Raw genomic sequence first — 18804 nt, 5'->3', positions numbered from 1 at the left:
TCTGACGGGCCTGGGGGGGGGGGGGGGGGGGGAGAGGAGCCACCCCCCCCCGACCACCCCCACCCCCCCCCCCACACCCCCCCCACCACCCCCCCCCCCCACAACCCCCCCCCCCCCCCCCCCCCCCCCCCCCCCCCCCCCGCCCCTCATGCCGTCCGCACGGACGTCACAGCCGCGCCCGCACCGCCTCCACCAGCCGCACGACCGAGGTGTCGGCCACCGCCGGCACCTCCTCGTACGGGAACCAGCGCAGGTCCAGCGACTCCTCGCTGATCTCCGCGACCGCATCCGCCGGGGCCAGCGCCGCGTACTGCACGTCCAGGTGCCAGTTGCACGGAGCCGGGATCGGATGCCGGTCGAGCCGCAGCGGGCCGCCGGCCAGCAGCGCCAGCCCGGAGCCGATGCCGGACTCCTCGACGGCCTCGCGCAGCGCGGCCGCCTCGAGCGTGGCGTCCCCGGGCTCGCAGTGGCCGCCCATCTGGAGCCACATGCCGAGCTTCCTGTGCAGCGTCAGCAGTACACGGCCCCGCTCCGGGTCGACCACGAGGGCGCTGCCGGTGACGTGCCCGGCCTGGCAGGGCTTGTAGACCCCGTCCGGGTGCGCTGCCAGGTGCTCCAGGTAGACGTCCCTCAGGGCGCGCTGCTCTTCGTCCCGGCCCTCGTACTCCTTCAGGACGAGGACCGCGTCTTCGTGGAGGCTCACTGCTTCCCTTCGCCCTTGCCGTCGGCCTGCCCGCCCTGGTTTCCCTGGTCGCCCTGGTCGCGCCGCTCCGCCGCCTCGCCGAGCATCTTGTCGATCTCGGAGAAGTCCAGCTGCTCGCGGTGCACGAAGCCGTCCGGATCGTCGAGGTCGGAGGCCGTCGGCAGCATGTCCGGGTGCGCCCACAGGCCGTCGCGGCCGTCCACGCCGCGCGCGTCGGTCAGCGAGGCCCACAGCCGGGACGCGTCCCGCAGCCGGCGCGGGCGCAGCTCCAGCCCGATCAGGGTCGCGAAGGTCTGCTCCGCCGGGCCGCCCGAGGCACGCCGCCGGCGCATGGTCTCGCGCATGGCGTCCGCCGAGGTCAGCCGGGCCTTGGCCGCCTCGTGCACGACGGCGTCCACCCAGCCCTCGACCAGCGCGAGCGCGGTCTCCAGCCGGGCCAGGGCCGCCTTCTGCTCGGGGGTGTCCTGCGGCTGGAACATGCCGCCCTGGAGGGCCTCCTGGAGCTGCTCCGGGTTGGTCGGGTCGATGTGGCCGACCACGTCCTCCAGCTTCGAGGTGTCGACCTTGATGCCGCGGGCGTAGCCCTCCACCGCGCCGAACAGGTGCGAGCGCAGCCACGGCACGTGCGCGAACAGCCGGGCGTGGGCCGCCTCGCGCAGGGCCAGGTACAGCCGCACCTCCTCCGACGGGACGCCGAGGTCCTTGCCGAGGCCCTCGATGTTCAGCGGCAGCAGCGCCGCCTTGCCCGCCGGGCCCAGCGGCAGCCCGATGTCGGTGGAGCCGACGACCTCGCCGGCGAGCACGCCCACGGCCTGCCCGATCTGCTGGCCGAACATGGCCCCGCCCATGGAGCGCATCATGCCGAGCAGCGGGCCGGCCATGGCCTGCATCTCCTCGGGCAGCACGCTGCCCATGGCCGCGCCGACCCGCTCGGCGACCGGGTCGACGAGCTCCTTCCACACCGGGAGGGTCGCCTCGACCCACTCGGCGCGGCTCCACGCCACGGCCGTGGTGGCACCCGAGGGCAGCGAGGTCACGTCGTCGAGCCAGTGGTCGGCCAGGCGCATGGCCTCCTCCACCGCCGACTTCTCGGCGAGGCCGACGCTGGTGTCCTTCACGCCGTCCGGAGTGCCCTGGGAGACCGTCCGGCGGGCGATGTCCTTGGCCATGTCCCAGTTCACGGGGCCGCCCTCGTAGCTGAGCATCTGGCCGAGCTGCTGGAAGGCCGCGCCGAGGTCGGCGGGGTTCATCGAGCCGAACATCGCGGCGAACGGGTTGTCCGCGCCGCCCTGGCCGCCGGCGCCGCCGGGCAGGCCGAAACCGGCGAACCCGAACGGATTCGGGCCGCCCTGGCCGCCCTCGTTGCCCTTCTTCTTGCCCTCGTCGCCGTTCTCCGGCTCCTCCGGCGGAAGGCCGAATCCGAATGGGGTGTCGCTCACGGGTTTCCTCGGCTCGTAGGGCCGCCGGCGGGGCCGGCGGGCAAGTGGTCCCACAACACCAACCAGCGTAGACACCGGACCCGGTTCCGGGCTCGATGCTCCGCCGACTCCTGGGCTGCGGCAGGATGGACATCAACTGGTGGGTACGCGTCACGACACGTCCCTACTGAAGACAACCGCTGGAGACGCCTGGTGAGTTCCCCGGATCCGCAGTTTTCGGATAAGCACGGCCGCGCGCCGCACGGCGACGAGGACCGCTCTGAGCACGGTGACGGCGTTCGCCAGCCGCGTAACCAGGCGGCCGTGCGCCGGCCCAGCCCCGTGATCGCCGTGACCGGCGCCGCATCGGGGGTCGGCGCGGCGCTGGTGCAGCGCCTGGCCGCGTCGGACGAGGTCAAGCAGGTCGTCGCGATCGACGAGCGGCGCGGCGACTGCGCCGCCGCCCAGTGGCACGTCCTGGACGTACGGGACCCCGCCATCGCCGAGAAGCTGCGCGGCGCGGAGGTGGTGGTCCACCTCGCGCTCGACCTCGACCTGGAGACCGACCCCGCGGCCCGTACGGCGTACAACGTGCGCGGGACCCAGACCGTCCTGACGGCCGCCGCCGCGGCCGGGGTGCGCCGCGTCGTGCTGTGCACCTCCGCGATGGTGTACGGGGCCCTGCCGGACAACGACATCCCGCTGTCGGAGGACTCCGAGCTGCGGGCCACCGCCGAGGCCACCGGCGTCGGCGACCTGCTGGAGATCGAGCGGCTGGGCCGCCGGGCGCCGCGCGCGCACCCGGGCCTGAACGTGACCGTGGTCCGCCCGGCCGTGCTGGTCGGCGGCACGGACACGGCACTGACCCGCTACTTCGAGTCCCCGCGCCTGCTCGTGGTCGCCGGATCCCGCCCGACCTGGCAGTTCTGCCACGTCGAGGACCTCGTCAGCGCGCTGGAGTACGCCGCCCTGGAGAAGGTCGAGGGCGAGCTGGCGGTGGGCTGCGAGGGCTGGCTGGAGCAGGAGGAGGTCGAGGAGCTGAGCGGCATCCGCCGCATGGAGCTGCCCTCGGCGGTGGCCCTGGGCGCGGCCGCCCGGCTGCACCGGATCGGCCTGACCCCGTCCCCGGCGGGCGACCTCGCGTACACCATGTACCCCTGGGTGGTCAGCGTGAGCGGGCTGCACGCGGCGGGCTGGCGGCCGCGCTGGACCAACGAGGAGGTGCTGGCCGAGCTCCTCCAGGAGGTCGCGGGCCGGCACACGGTGGCGGGCCGCCGGCTGGGGCGCAAGGACGCCACCGCCGCCGGAGCCGCCGGCGCGACGGTCGCACTGCTGGGCGCCGCCGCGGTGGTCCGCCGGGCCCGCAGGCGGCGCGGGATCTGACCGCGGCCGCCGCGCCGCGGATCGGGTCGCCCCCGTCCCCCGCGGCGGATCCCGCCGGCGGCTCCGCTCGCCCCCGGGCGGCCGCCGCGGAGCTGCGGGTCCTGTAGGAGGCTCCACATTCCGGCCCCGTACCGCCGGTCGAATCGGGTATACCGCGATGTGAGAGCGGTGGTGCACGATGGCTGCATGGCACCGCACTTCGACCACCCAGGCGAGCAGGCCGCTCCGGACCCGATCCGGCTGCTCGCGATCCGCGAGACCCCGCTCTCGATCGACGAGGTCTTCCAGGCCGTCGGCGACGACGCGACAGGGGGCACGACGCTCTTCGCCGGCACGGTACGCAACCACGACGGCGGGGCGGACGTCGAATCGCTCGGCTACTCCTGCCACCCGACGGCCGAGGCCGAGATGCGCCGCATAGCCGAGCGCGTGGTGGAGAAGTACCCGGTACGGGCCCTGGCGGCGGTGCACCGCGTCGGCGACCTGGCCGTCGGCGACCTCGCGGTCGTCGTGGCCGTGTCCTGCCCGCACCGCGGCGAGGCCTTCGAGGCCTGCCGGATGCTGATCGACGACCTGAAGCACGAGGTGCCGATCTGGAAGCACCAGAGGTTCTCGGACGGCACCGAGGAGTGGGTCGGCGCCTGCTGACCCCCCGGTCGCGGCGGTGTCGGTGCGGGCGAGTACTGTCCCACCCGTTCGGCCGCGCAACACGCCCTCGATTTGCGTAACCCCTCCACGGGCAGGAGCGTTGAAGCCACAACGAAATGCACCTTCTTCACGGGGCTGGGAGGCATGTCCATGGCGGCACTGGCGTGGTTGCTGATACCGCTGTTCGCCGCGATCGGCGCGGCGATATGGGGCAGCTGGGCGGCCCGCGACCGCACCCAGGGCGACATATCCGAACTCGCGGGGTACGCACGTTTCCAGGAGGCCATGGCCAAGGCCGCCCCGAGCGGGGCGAAGACGGCGGCACACTCCGGTTCCGACCCGGTCTGACGCTCACCGGCGTCCCGCGGAACCGCCCCGGACCCGGGCGTACGGCCCCCGCGGACCGGCCCCCAAGGCCGTCCGCCAGGCCCGTCCCGTACTGTCGATCCCATGCCACGCCGCACCGCGACGATGCTCGCCGCCACCCTCATGCTGTTCGGGCTGCTCTGCGCGGGGGTCTTCATCAAGGTCCCGTACTCGGAGATGAGCCCCGGGCCGACCTGGAACACGCTCGGCGACAACCGCGGTGAACCCGTCATCAGCATCGGCGAGCGCAAGACGTACCCGGCCACCGGGCACCTCAACATGACGACCGTCCGCGTCACGGGCGCGGACTACGACATGAACCTGCTCGAGGCGGTCTACGGCTGGCTGTCCGGCGACAACATCGTCGTCCCGCACGAGACGCTCTACCCCGACGGGAAGACGGAGGAGCAGTCGACCCAGGAGAACGCCGAGGAGTTCAGCCAGTCCCAGGAGAGCGCCAAGGTGGCGGCCCTGAAGCAGCTGGGCATCGACGTCCCCACCCGCGTCGTGGTCGCGTCCGTGGTCAAGGGCAGCCCCTCCGAGGGCAGGCTGCACGCCGGCGACGTGGTCCGGGCCGTCGACGGCAGCCCGGTCAGCGCCCCCGGGGACGTCGCGAAGCTGGTCACGAAGCACAAGGCCGGCGAGCCGGTCGAGTTCACGATCGTGCCCGCCGCCGAGGCGGCCGAGGCCCAGAAGGCGCACCGCGAGCCCACCGGCGTTTCCAAGGTCACGATCACCTCGGCCAAGGCGGAGGGCGACGGCCACGCCATCGTCGGCATCCGGGCCGGCACCGCCCACACCTTCCCGTTCCCCATCGACATCCGGCTCGCCGACGTCGGCGGCCCGAGCGCGGGCCTGATGTTCTCGCTCGGCATCGTCGACAAGCTCACCCCGGGCGACCTGACCGGCGGGAAGTTCGTCGCGGGCACCGGCACCATCGACGAAACCGGCAAGGTCGGCCCCATCGGCGGCATCCAGATGAAGACCATCGGCGCCCGCAAGGCCGGCGCCGAGTACTTCCTGACCCCCGCCGAGAACTGCGCCTCGGCCGTCAGGAACGTCCCCGACGGCCTGACCCTGATCAAGGTCGGCACCATCGGCGATGCCCGGCAGGCGCTCGAGAAGATCGGCAAGGGGGACACGGCCGGGCTGCCGCTGTGCGGCAAGCCCTGACCGCGGGCCCGCCCCGGTACTGCCCGCCAGGCCCAGGCCCCAGGCCCAGGCCCAGGGCCCTATTCGAAGGTCGCGGCGAGCGCGTCGGCGAGCCCGGGCACCAGGCCCGCGCCCGTCAGGACCTCGGTGGAGGAGTCCTTCTCGCGCAGCCGCACCGCCGACTCGCGCGACCCGTCGCGCAGCACGGCCACCGTCAGGCGCACCTCCTGGCGCTCCGGGTGCCCGGCGACCCACTTCGCGAGCTGCTTGTCGCCGAGCCCCTCCGGTACGGAGGCCTCCGCGGACGGCGGCAGCATCAGCCGCTCCACGGTCAGGGCGCAGCCGACGACCGCGTCGGGCCAGGCGACGGTGCCCAGGAACTTGTCGAGGGCGGTTCCGGCGGGCAGCTCGTCCTGCTCGATCGGCGTCAGGGAGGACCGGCCGGTGTCGTCGGTGTCGACGCCGAGCTGGTGCGCGAGGCGGGGCTCCTGCCGGCGGAGCCGGGCCGTGTCGACGAGCGCGAACAGCCGGGCCGGCTGGTCCCAGCCGAGGCCGGCCGCGTACTCGTCGATCTCGAGGCAGGCGCGGGTCAGCGGGCCGGCCGCCATGGGGCCCGCCGGCGGAGTCGGCTCGTCGGGCGGCGTGGGGGAAGGCGAAACGTTGGACATGTACAACATCCTGCCTCGTTTCCACCCGCCGACGGGAACTGGGCAAAGGCTCAGTAAGTTTTCAGAGTGGGCTCTACGATCGGGGCCCAGCTTGTGAAACGTAACCAGACTCAGCTTTCGAGGTGCGCACCTTGGCTTTCCAGATGCCGGACCGCGGCTCAGGCCCCTCGGGGCCACGGATGAGAGTCGGCCGCCCCTCCCGGCGCTCCCGTACTCTCCTGATGACCTTGGGCGTGCTGGCCGTCCTGGGCATGGCGTTCGTCATGTTCGCGGGCTTCTGGACGGACTGGCTCTGGTTCCGCTCCGTGAAGTACTCCACCGTGTTCACCACCACCCTGTGGACGAGGGTCGGCCTGTTCGCCGTCTTCGGCCTGCTCATGGCGGGTGCGGTCGGGCTGAACATCTGGCTGGCGTACCGGCTCCGGCCGCCGCTCAGCGCGATGTCGATGGAGCAGCAGAGCCTCGACCGCTACCGGATGAGCGTCGCCCCGTACAAGAAGTGGCTGCTGGTGGGCATCTCCGCGCTCGTCGGCATGATCGCGGGTGCCTCGGCGGCCGGCCAGTGGAAGACCTGGCTGATGTACGTGAACGGGGTGCCCTTCGGCAGGAAGGACCCCCAGTTCCGCCTGGACGTGTCCTTCTACACCTTCGACCTGCCCTGGTACCGCTTCCTGCTGGGCTTCGGCTTCGCCGCCGTCATCCTGTCGGTGATCGCCGCCGTCGTCGTCCACTACCTGTACGGCGGCCTGCGCGTGACCAGCCCGGGCGCCCGGGCCACGGCCGCGGCGACCGGGCACCTGTCGGTGCTGCTCGGCCTCTTCGTCACGCTGAAGGCCGTCGCGTACTGGCTCGACCGCTACGGCCTGGCCGTGAAGTCCAGCGACTTCAAGGCCGCCGACAACTGGACCGGCCTGCGGTACGTCGACGCGAACGCGTACCTGCCGGCCAAGACGATCCTCGTCGCCATCGCCGCGATCTGCGCCGCGCTCTTCTTCGCGACGCTCTGGCGCCGCACCTGGCAGCTGCCGGTCATCGGCTTCGGCCTCATGGTGCTCTCGGCGATCCTGATCGGCGGGCTGTACCCGGCGATCGTGCAGAAGTTCCAGGTCCAGCCGAACGAGCAGGCCAAGGAAGCGCCGTACGTCGAGAAGAACATCAAGGCCACCCGGGACGCCTACGGGATCGACCGGTCCGAGGTGAAGGACTACCCGGGCGTCCCGCAGACCGATGACAAGGCCAAGCTGCGGCAGGCGGCCGGCACCAACGCCAGCATCCGCATCCTCGACCCGAACATCGTCTCCCCGGCCTTCCAGCAGCTCCAGCAGGTCAAGGGCTACTACGCCTTCCCGTCCACGCTGGCCGTGGACCGGTACCGGGGCCAGGACACGGTCATCGGCCTGCGCGAGCTGAACATCGGCGGCATCCCGAAGAACAACTGGATCAACGACCACTTCAAGTACACGCACGGCTACGGCGTGGTCGCGGCCAAGGGCACCACCGTGGACGACCAGGGCGCCCCCGACTTCACCCAGTCCGACCTCCCCTCCAAGGGGATGTTCGGCACGGACTTCGAGCAGCGCATCTACTACGGCGAGCGGACGACGCAGTACTCGATCGTCGGCGGACCGCAGAAGGAGCTCGACTACTCCGACGACAAGGGCGAGAAGGAGACCAGCTACCAGGGCGACTCCGGCGTCAACCTCGACAACCCGGTGAACCGGGCCGCGTACGCGCTGGCCTTCAGCGAGCCGCAGATCCTCTACTCGGGCGCCATCGGCGAGGGCTCGCGGATCCTCTACAACCGCACGCCCAAGGAGCGCGTCGAGGCCGTCGCCCCGTGGCTGACCATCGACGGCGCCCCGTACCCGGCGGTCATCGACGGCCGGATCAAGTGGATCGTCGACGCGTACACGACGACCAACGGCTACCCGTACGCCTCGCGCACCACGCTGGGCCAGAGCACCGCGGACTCGCTGACCAACAGCCAGCGCGCGGTGGTCGCGCAGGAGAACCAGGTCAACTACATCCGCAACTCGGTCAAGGCCACCGTCGACGCCTACGACGGCAGGGTCACCCTGTACCAGTGGGACGCCGAGGACCCGGTCCTGAAGACCTGGATGAAGGCGTTCCCCGGCACGGTCAAGGCCAAGAGCGAGATTTCCAAGCCGCTCATGGACCACCTGCGCTACCCGCAGGACCTGTTCAAGGTCCAGCGCGAGCTGCTGACCCGGTACCACGTCACCGACCCGCAGACCTTCCTCAGCGGCAGCGAGGCCTGGGCCGTCCCGGACGACCCGACGACCAAGGCCGGCACGGCTGTTCCGCCGTACTACCTGTCGATGAAGATGCCGGGCCAGACGGAGAAGGACCAGGTCTTCTCGCTCACCACCACGTTCACGCCGAACGAGCGGGACAACCTCAGCGCCTTCATGGCGGTCAACGCCGACCCGGGCACCCCGGACTACGGCAGGATCCGCATCCTGAAGCTGCCGACCAGCAAGCCGGTCGACGGCCCGAAGCAGGTGCAGAGCAAGTTCCAGTCGGAGCCGAAGATCGCCGAGTCGATCCGGCTGCTGCGCGGCGGTGACTCCGAGGTCGAGTACGGCAACCTGCTCGCGGTGCCGCTCGAGGGCGGGATGCTGTACGTGGAGCCGGTGTACGTGCGCAGTGCCGGCCTGAAGTACCCGCTGCTGCGCAAGGTGCTGGTGACCTACGGCGGCCAGACCGCCTTCGAGGACACCCTGGACAAGGCGCTGAACGTGGTCTTCGGTGCCGAGGCGCCCACGACGCCGGTGAACCCGCCGCCGGGCGAGGGGACGACCACGCCGCCGACCGCCCAGGACCCGACGGTCAAGGCGGCCCTCGCGGACGCGCAGAAGGCCATCGAGGAAGCCGACAAGGCGATGAAGGCCGGTGACTGGGCTGCCTACGGCAAGGCGCAGAGCGACCTCCAGGCGGCGCTGAAGCGGGCGATCGACGCGGAGGCGAAGCAGTCGGCCCCGAAGCCGGCGGGCTGAAACCGGTAATGGCTCGGTCCCGCGTCGTGATACGGTGGTCTCACCGACGCGGGGTGGAGCAGCTCGGTAGCTCGCTGGGCTCATAACCCAGAGGTCGCAGGTTCAAATCCTGTCCCCGCTACTGAAGACGAAGGCCCGGATCCTCAGGATCCGGGCCTTCGTCATGTCCGCGATCGACGCGTGGGGGCCAGAGGTAGCTGGGGCGGGTGAGTTGGCGTGGGGGCGTGTTTGACTTGTCTCTCTGTGGGCATGTCGACAAAACGCTGTAGTGACCTCACAGGCTGCGACTACCAGGTGTACGCGGGTAGCAGGTGATGCGACGATGGGATTTATGGGGGACAGGTCAACTCTGCTGGAGACAGGGCGGTTTGTGAGGGCGGCCGAAGCAGGGTCGGATGCAGCAGTCAAAGAGGAGGCTCAGGTCGTTAACGCGCAGACCCCCCTGACCGATGCGGGTTTCGCGGAGGAGGTGTTCGCCGAGGCCGACGCGGCCAGCGACACCGAGCTGGAAGCACGGCACCGGGTCGCGGCCGACCGCGGCGACCCCGGAGCGATGAGCGTGCTCGGAGCCCTGCTGCTGCGGCGCGGCGACCTGGACGGGGCCGAGCCGTACCTGCGCGGCGCCACCGCGGAGGGGGACCGCGCCGCCGCCAACAACCTGGGCGTGCTGCTGCTCCAGCGGGGCTACCCCGACGAGGCCGCCGACTGGTGGCGGGTCGCCGCCGTCGCCGGATCCTCCCCCGCCGCCCACGCCCTGGGCCGCCACTTCCGCGAGCGCGGGGACGAGCCCGCCGCCGAGTACTGGTTCCGGCAGGCGGCGGAATCCGGCCACGCCCTGGGCGCGTACGCCCTGGCCGACCTGCTGGAGCACCGCGGCGACAAGGGCATCGAGCGCTGGCTGCGGCAGGCCGCCGAGCAGGGCCACCGCGAGGCCGCGTACCGCCTGGCCCGCCACCTGCGCAAGGGCGACCCCGCCGAGGCCGAGCAGTGGTACCGGCAGGCCGCCGCGCGCGGGCACCGGCGCGCCGCCCTGCACCTGGGCACCCTCCTGGAGGCCCGCGGCGAGCTCAAGGAGGCCGGGCGCTGGTACCTGACCTCCGCCAAGCAGGGCGAGGCGCGGGCCGCGTGCGCCCTCGGCTTCCTGCTGCGCGACGCCGGGGACGAGGAGAGCGCGATCGCCTGGTGGAACCGGGCCGCGCAGGACGGCGACGGCAACGCCGCCAACGCGCTCGGCGCCCTGCACGCCGCCCGGGGGGAGACCGAGACCGCGGAGAAGTGGTACCGGGTCGCCATGGACGCGGGCGACCAGAACGGGGCGTACAACCTCGCCCTGCTGTGCGCCGCCCAGGACCGGACCGCACAGGCCGAGCAGTTCTACCGGCGGGCGGCCTACGCCGGCCACCGCGAGGCGGCCAACGCCCTCGCCATCATGCTGCTCCAGGTCGGCGACGCGGCCGGGGCCGAGCCGTGGTTCTCGAAGGCGGCCGAGGCGGGCAGCGTGGACGCCGCGTTCAACCTCGGGATCCTCTTCGCGAGCCGCGACGAGGACCGCACGGCGCTGAAGTGGTACGAGCGGGCGGCCTCGGCCGGCCACACCGACGCCGCGCTCCAGGTCGGCATCGCCCTGGTGCGCGACGGCGAGGAGCGGGCCGCCGAGCGGCACCTGCGGTGCGCGGCCGGCGGCGGCAGCGCGGAGGCCGCGTTCCGGCTGGCCGCGCTGCTGGAGTCGCTGGCCCCGCCGCCGGAGCCGCCGGCCCTGGGTGAGCCCGTCGGCGGCGCCGCGCGCACCGAGAGCGAGGAGTGGTACGAGCGGGCCGCCGAGCAGGGGCACCGCCGCGCGCAGGTGCGGGTCGGGATGCTCGCCGCGGCCCGCGGCGACATGGCGGCGGCGGCGCGCTGGTACCGGGAGGCGGCGGAGGCCGGATCCCGCAACGGCGCGTTCAACCTCGGGCTGCTGCTCGCACGCGAGGGGAACGAGCCGGAGGCGGCCCTGTGGTGGACCCGGGCGGCCGTGGCGGGTCACGGCCGCGCCGCGCTGCGGCTGGGGCTGCTCGCCGCCCGGCACGGGGACCTGGCCGAGGGGCAGAAGTGGTGCGTGCGCGCGATGGAGCTGGGGCCCGCCGAGGTCGCCGAGCGGGCCGCCCGGCTGCGCGACGCGCTCGCCGAAGAGCTGTCCGTCTGACCCCGGCCGGGGGTCCGCGCCGGTCAGGCCCTGTCCGGTGCCGGTCCGGCCCGCTCCGGTGCCGCGTTCGTTAAGGGATTTGCATCTGCCGGGAGGCCTCGCGTAAAGTCGTGTTTACCGACGCGGGGTGGAGCAGCTCGGTAGCTCGCTGGGCTCATAACCCAGAGGTCGCAGGTTCAAATCCTGTCCCCGCTACTGAAAGACGAAGGCCCGGATCCTCAGGATCCGGGCCTTCGTCGTTTCCGGAAGACGCGTCCGAGCACGCCGAGCACATCGAACGCGCCGAGCACATCGAGCACACAAAGAATGGCCCGGGAGCATCGCTCCCGGGCCATTCCCGTCGTCGTCAGGCGCCGGAACAGTCCGGACACACGCCGCGGTAGGTCACCTCGACCGCCGACACCACGAAGCCGAACCGCTCCGCGTCCGGCAGGTCGGCCAGCGGGTTGCCCGCGGGGTGCACGTCCCGGATCGCCCCGCACTGTGCGCACACCAGGTGCTGGTGGGGCTTGTGCGCGTTCGGGTCGTAGCGCTTGGCCCGCCGGTCCGTGGAGACCTCCAGGACCTCGCCCAGGGCCACGAGCTCACCCAGCGTGTTGTAGACCGTCGCCCGGGAGATTTCGGGGAGCCTGTCGACGGCGCGCGCGTGGACCTCGTCCGCCGTCAGGTGAACGTGGTCACCGTCGAGCACCTCGGCCACGACACGCCGCTGTGCGGTCATGCGCCATCCGCGGCCGCGAAGTCGTTCCAGCAGGTCACTCATGGGCACCAGCCTAACAGCGAGGGACCGGGTGCAATTCCCGAGCCCGTACGGACTTGGATGTTTACTTGACTTAGACAAAGTCCATCGTAGGATCGAGTACGGCAAAGGCCAAGGACAGGCCGGGACAGGACACGGCAGCAATGACGCAGGAGGCGCACGTGACGCAGGGACCGCTCACCACGGAGGCCGGGGCGCCGGTCGCCGACAACCAGAACAGCGAGACGGCGGGCGTCGGCGGTCCGGTCCTGGTCCAGGACCAGCTGCTGCTGGAGAAGCTCGCCCACTTCAACCGCGAGCGCATCCCGGAGCGCGTGGTGCACGCCCGCGGCGCCGGCGCCTACGGCACCTTCACCGTCACGGCCGACGTGACGCAGTACACCCGCGCCAAGTTCCTCGCCGAGACGGGCAAGCAGACCGAGGTCTTCCTGCGGTTCTCCACCGTGGCCGGCAACCTGGGCGCGGCCGACGCCGTGCGCGACCCCCGCGGCTGGGCGCTGAAGTTCTACACGGAAGAGGGCAACTACGACCTCGTCGGCAACAACACCCCGGTGTTCTTCATCAAGGACGCCATCAAGTTCCCCGACTTCATCCACACCCAGAAGCGCGACCCGTACACCGGCTCGACCGAGGCGGACAACGTCTGGGACTTCTGGAGCCTGTCGCCCGAGTCCACCCACCAGGTGACCTGGCTGTTCGGCGACCGCGGCATCCCGGCCTCGTACCGCCACATGAACGGCTACGGCTCGCACACCTTCCAGTGGAACAACGAGGCCGGCGAGGTCTTCTGGGTCAAGTACCACTTCAAGACCGACCAGGGCATCAAGAACCTCACCCAGGCCGAGGCCGACAAGCTGGCGGGCGAGGACCCGGACTCCCACCAGCGCGACCTGCGCGAGTCCATCGAGCGCGGCGAGTTCCCGACCTGGACCGTCCAGGTCCAGATCATGCCGGCGGCGGACGCGGCGGCCTACCGCTTCAACCCGTTCGACCTCACCAAGGTGTGGCCGCACGAGGACTACCCGCCGATCGAGATCGGCAAGCTGGAGCTCAACCGCAACCCGGAGAACATCTTCGCCGAGGTCGAGCAGAGCATATTCAGCCCGGCGCACTTCGTGCCCGGCATCGGCCCGTCCCCGGACAAGATGCTCCAGGGCCGCCTCTTCGCCTACGGCGACGCCCACCGCTACCGCGTCGGCATCAACGCCGACCACCTGCCGGTGAACCGCCCGCACGCCACCGAGGCGCGCACCAACTCCCGCGACGGCTTCCTCTACGACGGCCGCCACAAGGGCGCGAAGAACTACGAGCCGAACTCCTTCGGCGGCCCGCACCAGATCGACCGCCCCCTGTGGCAGCCGATCCCGGTCACCGGCGTCACCGGCGACCACGCCGCCCCGGCCCACGCCGAGGACGACGACTTCGTCCAGGCGGGCAACCTCTACCGCCTGATGTCGGAGGACGAGAAGGGCCGTCTGATCGAGAACCTGGCCGGCTTCATCGCCAAGGTCTCCCGTGACGACATCGCGGAGCGCGCGATCGGCAACTTCCGGCAGGCGGACGGCGACTTCGGCAAGCGGCTGGAGGCCGCGGTCCAGGCCCTGCGCGGCTGAACCGGCGCCTGCCGAAGGGAGGCGGCGGGCCGGCATCCCCCGGGGATCCGGCCCGCCGCCGTTTCCCCTATGCCGCCACGGTGCTGCGCCGGGCCGGCGCCCAGCAGCGGATGATGTCGCGGACGGACACGATGCCCACGGGGCCGCCGCCCTCGACGACGACCAGGTGCCGGAAGCCGCCGTGGGCCATCGCCTCGGCGGCGTCCTGGAGGGTGGTCTCCGGGGTGCAGAACACGACGTTGTTCGTGGTGTGCGCGCCCACGGACTCCCGGTCGGGGTCGTGCCCCGCACCGATGGAGTTGAGGACGTCCCGTTCGGTCAGGATGCCGATGCCGCTGTGCTCGGGGTCGAGGACGACTGCTGCGCCGACCCGGCGGCCGGACATCAGGCAGGCCGCCTGTCGGATGGTGTGGGCGGGGCCGAGGGTGAGGATCACGGTGCTCATGGCGTCACGGACGAGCAAGAGAGCCACCTCCTGGGAGAGTCCTCCGCTTGAGAAGTCATTCACAAGTGCACAAGCGGGGGAGTTTCAGATTCCCACGGACACGGAGGGTCATCAAGAGGGCGCACTCGGCTTTCCGGGCGCAGGCGCCGGCCCGCCCGCGCACGCACCGGGCGCGGTTCAGGCGCGGGGGCGCAGGTACCCGAGCATCTGCTCGTGCAGCAGCCCGTTCGAGGCCGCCGCGTTCCCGCCGTGGACGCCGTCCACGCCGTCCAGGCTGGTGAAGCGGCCGCCCGCCTCCTGGACCACGGCCGCGATGGCCGCCATGTCCCACAGGTTCAACTCCGGCTCGGCGCACAGGTCGAGCGAACCCTCCGCGACCATCATGTACGGCCAGAAGTCCCCGTAGCCGCGGGTCCGCCAGCACTGCCGGGTCAGCTCCAGGAACCCGTCGAGCCGGCCCTGCTCCTCCCAGCCGCCCAGCGAGGAGTACGCGAACGACGCGTCGCCCAGGGAGCCCACCTGCGACACCCCGATGCGCTGCGGCTCGCCGCCCAGCGCACCGCCCGCGTACGCGCCCCCGCCCTGCGCCGCCCACCAGCGACGGCCCAGCGCGGGCGCCGAGACCACCCCGACCACGGGCCGGAACACCCCGTCGGAGCCTTCCGCCATCAGCGAGATCAGGGTCGCCCAGACGGGCACCCCGCGCACGTAGTTCTTCGTGCCGTCGATCGGGTCCACGACCCAGCGGCGCGGGCCGGCCCCCTTCAGGCCGTACTCCTCGCCCAGGATCGCGTCCTCGGGCCGCGCGGCCTCGATGCCCGCCCGGACGACCTCCTCGGCGGAGCGGTCCGCCTCGCTCACCGGGGTCATGTCCGGCTTCGTCTCGACCTTCAGGTCCAGTGCGCGGAACCGCTCCATCGTGACGGCGTCCGCCGCGTCGGCGAGTTCCAGGGCAAGGCGCAGATCATCTTCATACTCGGGCATGCTCGAACAGTATCGGGACGCGCGGGGGGCGGGCGAGCGGCGTCCACAGTGCGACCGGCACGCGCCCTTGACAGGATCTGTCGACCCGTCAACTCTGGCGGGGAGTCGAGCGGGGAGGCGCGGATGCCGGCAGCCCGGGAGTCCTTGCTGGAAGCGGCATCGGTGGCGCTCTTGGCGCGCCCTTGGCCGTCCGTGCGGATGGTCGACGTGGCGGCCGCCGCCGGGGTGTCCCGGCAGACCCTCTACAACGAGTTCGGCGGCAAGGCGGGCCTCGGCCGCGCCCTCGTGCGCCGCGAGGCCGACTGGTACCTCGACGGGGTCGACCAGGTGCTGCGCACCCCGGCCGCCAGCGGGGGCGACCGGCTCGCCTCGGTCGCGGAGTGGACCGCACGGGCGGCCCGCGCGCGTCCCCTCGTACGGGCCCTGCTGACCGGGTCCTGGGACGGCAACCTGCCGGTGCCGCCCGGGCAGGGCACCCGGCCCGGCGTGCCCGCGCCCGCCCCCGGCGAGCTGGCCCGGGCGGTGCGGGAGCGGGCGGCGGCCGTGCTGGGCCCGGGCGAGGGGGCGCAGCGGTGCGAACTGGCCGTGCGGCTGGCGCTGTCCTACGTGATCGCCCCGGCGCGGGAGCCGGGGCTCGGGGAACTGCTCGGGCTGCTGCGGCTGCTCAGTGGGCCGACCCGGACAGCTGGAGGCCGATGACCCCGAGGATGACCAGCGTGATCGAGACGATCTTGAGGGTGGAGACCAGGTCACCGAGGAAGACCATGCCGTAGATAGCGGTCCCGGCCGCGCCGATGCCGGTCCACACCGCGTACGCCGGTCCCACGTCCAGCTTCTTCAGGGCGAGCGTCAGCAGGCCGAAGCTGCCGATTGCGAAGGCGGCGAAGGCGATCGTCGGCCAGAGCCGGGTGAACCCGTGGGACAGCTTGAGGCAGACCGCGAACCCGGTCTCCAGGAGTCCGGCGACCACGACCAGCAGCCACGCCATGGTGAATGCCTCCCCGCATCACGTGACATCGCGTCACTCGGTGCGAGTATGCATTCACCAGACCACGACCCCGGCAAACCCTCCCGGACTCCGCCGGACGATCAGTCGCCCTCGCGCCGCTCCCGCGTCCCCAGCAGCCGCCGCAGCGAGTCCAGCCGGGCCGGATCGGCGTGTCCCTCCGCCACCCAGGCGTCGAGCGCGCAGTCCTGCTCGTCGTGGCTGCACGCGCGCGGGCAGTCCTCCGTACCGGGCACCAGGTCCGGGAAGGCCAGGATCACCCGCGACGGGTCCACGTGGTGCAGGCCGAACGAACGGACGCCCGGGGTGTCGATGACCCAGCCGTCCCCCGACGGCAGCGGCAGCGCGAGCGCCGAGGTGGTGGTGTGCCGGCCGCGCCCCGTCACCGCGTTGACGCGGCCGGTCGCGCGCTGGCGGCCCTCGCCGACCAGCGAGTTCACCAGGGTGGTCTTGCCGACCCCGGAGTGGCCCACGAAGGCGGTGATCCGGCCGGCCAGCCGCTCGCGCACCCGCTCGGCGGCCTCGCCGGCCGCCAGCTCCTCGCGGTTGGTGACCACGTAGTTCAGGCCCAGCGCCGCGTAGACGTCGAGGATCTTGTCCGGGGACGTCAGGTCCGACTTCGTGAGCACCAGCAGGGGCTCCAGCCCGGCGTCGTACGCGGCCACCAGACAGCGGTCGATCATGCGCGGCCGCGGCTCCGGGTCCGCCAGCGCGGTGACGATCGCCAGCTGGTCGGCGTTGGCGACGACCACCCGCTCGTACGGGTCGTCGTCGTCCGCGGTGCGCCGCAGGACGGACTTGCGCTCCTCGATCCGCACGATCCGGGCGAGGGTGTCCTTCTTCCCGGACAGGTCGCCGACGAGCCACACCCGGTCGCCGACCACCGCGGCCTTGCGGCCGAGCTCGCGCGCCTTCATGGCGACGACCGTGCGGTCCTCGACCAGGCAGGTCAGCCGGCCGCGGTCGACGGTGAGGACGAAGCCCTCCGCCGCGTCCTCGTGCTTGGGCCGCTTGCTGGTGCGGGGCCGGTTGCCCTTCGGGTTGGGGCGGGACCGGATGTCGTCCTCGTCGGTGTGCTTGCCGTACCTGCGCATGACGGGCCTACGCTCCCGAGCCCGCGAGCATGTCCGCCCACATCCTCGGGAAGTCCGGCAGCGTCTTCGCGGTCGTCGCCACGTTCTCGATCTGCACGCCCCCGACCGCCAGGCCGATCACGGCGCCCGCGGTGGCCATCCGGTGGTCGTCGTACGTGTGGAACACGCCGCCGTGCAGCGGGCGCGGGCGGATGTGCAGGCCGTCGGCGGTCTCCGTGACCTCGCCGCCGAGCCCGTTGATCTCCGCGGTCAGGGCCGCCAGCCGGTCCGTCTCGTGCAGCCGGAGGTGCGCCACCCCGCGCAGGGTGGACGGGGAGTCGGCCAGCGCCGCGACGGCCGCGATGCCCGGGGTCAGCTCGCCGACCTCGCCCAGGTCCACGTCGATGCCGTGGATCTTGCCGGTACCCGTGAAGACCAGGCCCGCGTCGGTCAGCTCGCAGGAGCCGCCCATCTCCGTGAAGATCCGGCGCAGCTCGTCCCCCGGCTGCGTGGTGCGGCGCGGCCAGTCCGGGATGGTGACCGTGCCGCCGGTGATCAGGGCCGCCGCCAGGAACGGCTGCGCGTTCGACAGGTCCGGCTCCACCACCATGTCGCGGCCCAGCAGCGCGCTCGGCGCCACCCGCCACACGTTCGGCTCGCCGCCCGCCTCCGGCGTGTCGACCTGGGCGCCCGCCGCGCGCAGCATCTCCACCGTCATCCGGATGTGCGGCATCGACGGCAGGGTGGCTCCGACGTGCCGCACCTCCACGCCCTGGTTGAAGCGCGGGGCGGAGAGCAGCAGGGCGGAGATGAACTGCGAGGAGTTGCTGGCGTCGAGCTCGATCGAGCCGCCCTCCAGCGCCCCGCCGCCCTGGACGGTCATGGGCAGTGCGCCCCGGCCGCCGTCGTCGATGCGGGCGCCGAGGCCGCGCAGGGCCTGGATGACCTGGCCGAGCGGGCGCTCGTACGAACGGGGGTCGCCGTCGAAGCGGATGTCGCCGTCGGCGAGGGTCGCGACCGGGGGCAGGAAGCGCATGACCGTGCCGGCGTTGCCGACGTCCACGGTGGCCGGGCCGTGCAGGGCCGCGGGGATGATCCGCCAGGCCTCGCCGCCGGCGCCGTCGCCGGAGCTGGAGGAGACGGTCTCCTCGATGCCGACGCCCAGCGCGCGCAGCGCGTCCGCCATCAGCTGGGAGTCGCGCGAACGCAGCGGGCGGCGCACCCAGCCCGGCTCGGCGGCGAGCGCGGCGAGCACGAGGGCGCGGTTGGTGACCGACTTCGACCCGGGCACGGTGACGGTGGCGTGGACGGTGCCGTCGGCGTGCGGGGCAGGCCAGAGGGCAGGGAGCGCGGGGGTCTCGGTCATGGCCACCACTTTAGTGGCTC

General features: G+C 72.4%; 17 protein-coding genes and 2 tRNA genes. 10 read left to right on the top strand and 9 right to left on the bottom strand.

Annotated features, from left to right (window positions below):
• Positions 1–166: 166 nt before the first annotated feature.
• On the bottom strand, positions 167–703 hold the full coding sequence (locus tag AC068A_RS27715) for an NUDIX hydrolase (protein WP_478588965.1): 537 nt from the start codon (positions 701–703) through the stop codon (positions 167–169).
• Positions 700–2142 carry a zinc-dependent metalloprotease gene (locus tag AC068A_RS27710; protein WP_478588964.1) on the bottom strand — a complete coding sequence of 481 codons (1443 nt, stop codon included), beginning with the start codon at positions 2140–2142 and terminating at the stop codon, positions 700–702. The genes AC068A_RS27715 and AC068A_RS27710 overlap by 4 nt, the downstream gene beginning before the upstream one ends.
• A 192-nt stretch (positions 2143–2334) precedes the next feature.
• Here AC068A_RS27710 and AC068A_RS27705 point away from each other — a divergent pair, with 192 nt between their 5' ends.
• The 4 genes from AC068A_RS27705 (at position 2335) to AC068A_RS27690 (ending at position 5691) form a co-directional block, all read left to right on the top strand.
• Positions 2335–3504, top strand: coding sequence for an SDR family oxidoreductase (locus AC068A_RS27705; RefSeq protein ID WP_478588963.1), 1170 nt, complete (start codon positions 2335–2337; stop codon positions 3502–3504).
• Between the two features lie 186 nt (positions 3505–3690).
• Positions 3691–4152 carry a molybdenum cofactor biosynthesis protein MoaE gene (locus AC068A_RS27700; RefSeq protein ID WP_478588962.1) on the top strand — a complete coding sequence of 154 codons (462 nt, stop codon included), beginning with the start codon at positions 3691–3693 and terminating at the stop codon, positions 4150–4152.
• A gap of 150 nt (positions 4153–4302) precedes the next feature.
• A complete protein-coding gene (locus tag AC068A_RS27695; protein ID WP_478588961.1) occupies positions 4303–4500 on the top strand; it encodes a hypothetical protein in 198 nt (65 codons plus the stop codon).
• 102 nt (positions 4501–4602) lie between these two features.
• Entirely contained in the window at positions 4603–5691 is a 1089-nt protein-coding gene (locus tag AC068A_RS27690; protein ID WP_478588960.1) for a YlbL family protein, read from the top strand.
• A 59-nt stretch (positions 5692–5750) separates the two neighbouring features.
• Here AC068A_RS27690 and AC068A_RS27685 read toward each other — a convergent pair whose 3' ends face one another.
• Entirely contained in the window at positions 5751–6347 is a 597-nt protein-coding gene (locus AC068A_RS27685; RefSeq protein ID WP_478588959.1) for a PPA1309 family protein, read from the bottom strand.
• A 134-nt stretch (positions 6348–6481) separates the two neighbouring features.
• Here AC068A_RS27685 and AC068A_RS27680 point away from each other — a divergent pair, with 134 nt between their 5' ends.
• The 4 genes from AC068A_RS27680 to AC068A_RS27665 all read left to right on the top strand — a co-directional run bounded on the left by AC068A_RS27680 (position 6482) and on the right by AC068A_RS27665 (position 11732).
• A complete protein-coding gene (locus tag AC068A_RS27680) occupies positions 6482–9355 on the top strand; it encodes a UPF0182 family membrane protein (protein WP_478588970.1) in 2874 nt (957 codons plus the stop codon).
• A gap of 47 nt (positions 9356–9402) precedes the next feature.
• A tRNA-Met gene (locus AC068A_RS27675) sits at positions 9403–9476 on the top strand.
• 210 nt (positions 9477–9686) lie between these two features.
• Positions 9687–11537, top strand: a complete 1851-nt coding sequence (locus AC068A_RS27670; protein ID WP_478588958.1) for a tetratricopeptide repeat protein — start codon at positions 9687–9689, stop codon at positions 11535–11537.
• A gap of 121 nt (positions 11538–11658) precedes the next feature.
• Positions 11659–11732, top strand: a tRNA-Met gene (locus AC068A_RS27665).
• A gap of 151 nt (positions 11733–11883) precedes the next feature.
• Here AC068A_RS27665 and AC068A_RS27660 read toward each other — a convergent pair.
• Positions 11884–12300: a Fur family transcriptional regulator gene (locus tag AC068A_RS27660; RefSeq protein ID WP_478588957.1), complete on the bottom strand. Its 417-nt coding sequence runs from the start codon at positions 12298–12300 to the stop codon at positions 11884–11886.
• Positions 12301–12440: 140 nt separating this feature from the next.
• Here AC068A_RS27660 and AC068A_RS27655 point away from each other — a divergent pair, with 140 nt between their 5' ends.
• The gene (locus AC068A_RS27655; protein WP_478588956.1) at positions 12441–13910 is read left to right on the top strand and encodes a catalase; all 1470 of its coding nucleotides are present in this window, start codon (positions 12441–12443) and stop codon (positions 13908–13910) included.
• Positions 13911–13977: 67 nt separating this feature from the next.
• Here AC068A_RS27655 and AC068A_RS27650 read toward each other — a convergent pair whose 3' ends face one another.
• Positions 13978–14373 (bottom strand): CBS domain-containing protein, encoded by a 396-nt coding sequence (locus AC068A_RS27650; RefSeq protein ID WP_478588955.1) that lies wholly within the window; start codon positions 14371–14373, stop codon positions 13978–13980.
• 159 nt (positions 14374–14532) lie between these two features.
• Complete coding sequence (gene hisN, locus AC068A_RS27645; RefSeq protein ID WP_478588954.1) at positions 14533–15339, bottom strand: histidinol-phosphatase; 807 nt, start codon at positions 15337–15339, stop codon at positions 14533–14535.
• Between the two features lie 123 nt (positions 15340–15462).
• On the opposite strand from hisN, the gene AC068A_RS27640 reads away from it, so the two are divergent.
• Complete coding sequence (locus AC068A_RS27640; RefSeq protein ID WP_478588953.1) at positions 15463–16038, top strand: TetR/AcrR family transcriptional regulator; 576 nt, start codon at positions 15463–15465, stop codon at positions 16036–16038.
• Here the strand turns inward: AC068A_RS27640 and AC068A_RS27635 are convergent.
• The 3 genes from AC068A_RS27635 to aroA form a co-directional block, all read right to left on the bottom strand.
• Positions 16004–16327, bottom strand: a complete 324-nt coding sequence (locus tag AC068A_RS27635) for a DMT family transporter (RefSeq protein WP_478588952.1) — start codon at positions 16325–16327, stop codon at positions 16004–16006. The genes AC068A_RS27640 and AC068A_RS27635 overlap by 35 nt on opposite strands.
• Before the next feature lie 101 nt (positions 16328–16428).
• On the bottom strand, positions 16429–17439 hold the full coding sequence (rsgA, locus tag AC068A_RS27630; RefSeq protein ID WP_478588951.1) for a ribosome small subunit-dependent GTPase A: 1011 nt from the start codon (positions 17437–17439) through the stop codon (positions 16429–16431).
• 7 nt (positions 17440–17446) lie between these two features.
• Entirely contained in the window at positions 17447–18784 is a 1338-nt protein-coding gene (aroA, locus tag AC068A_RS27625; RefSeq protein WP_478588950.1) for a 3-phosphoshikimate 1-carboxyvinyltransferase, read from the bottom strand.
• Between the last annotated feature and the right edge of the window lie 20 nt (positions 18785–18804).

Source organism: Streptomyces sp. NPDC043854 (genome assembly GCF_056436005.1).
This window is presented reverse-complemented; position numbering and strand designations above follow the sequence as displayed.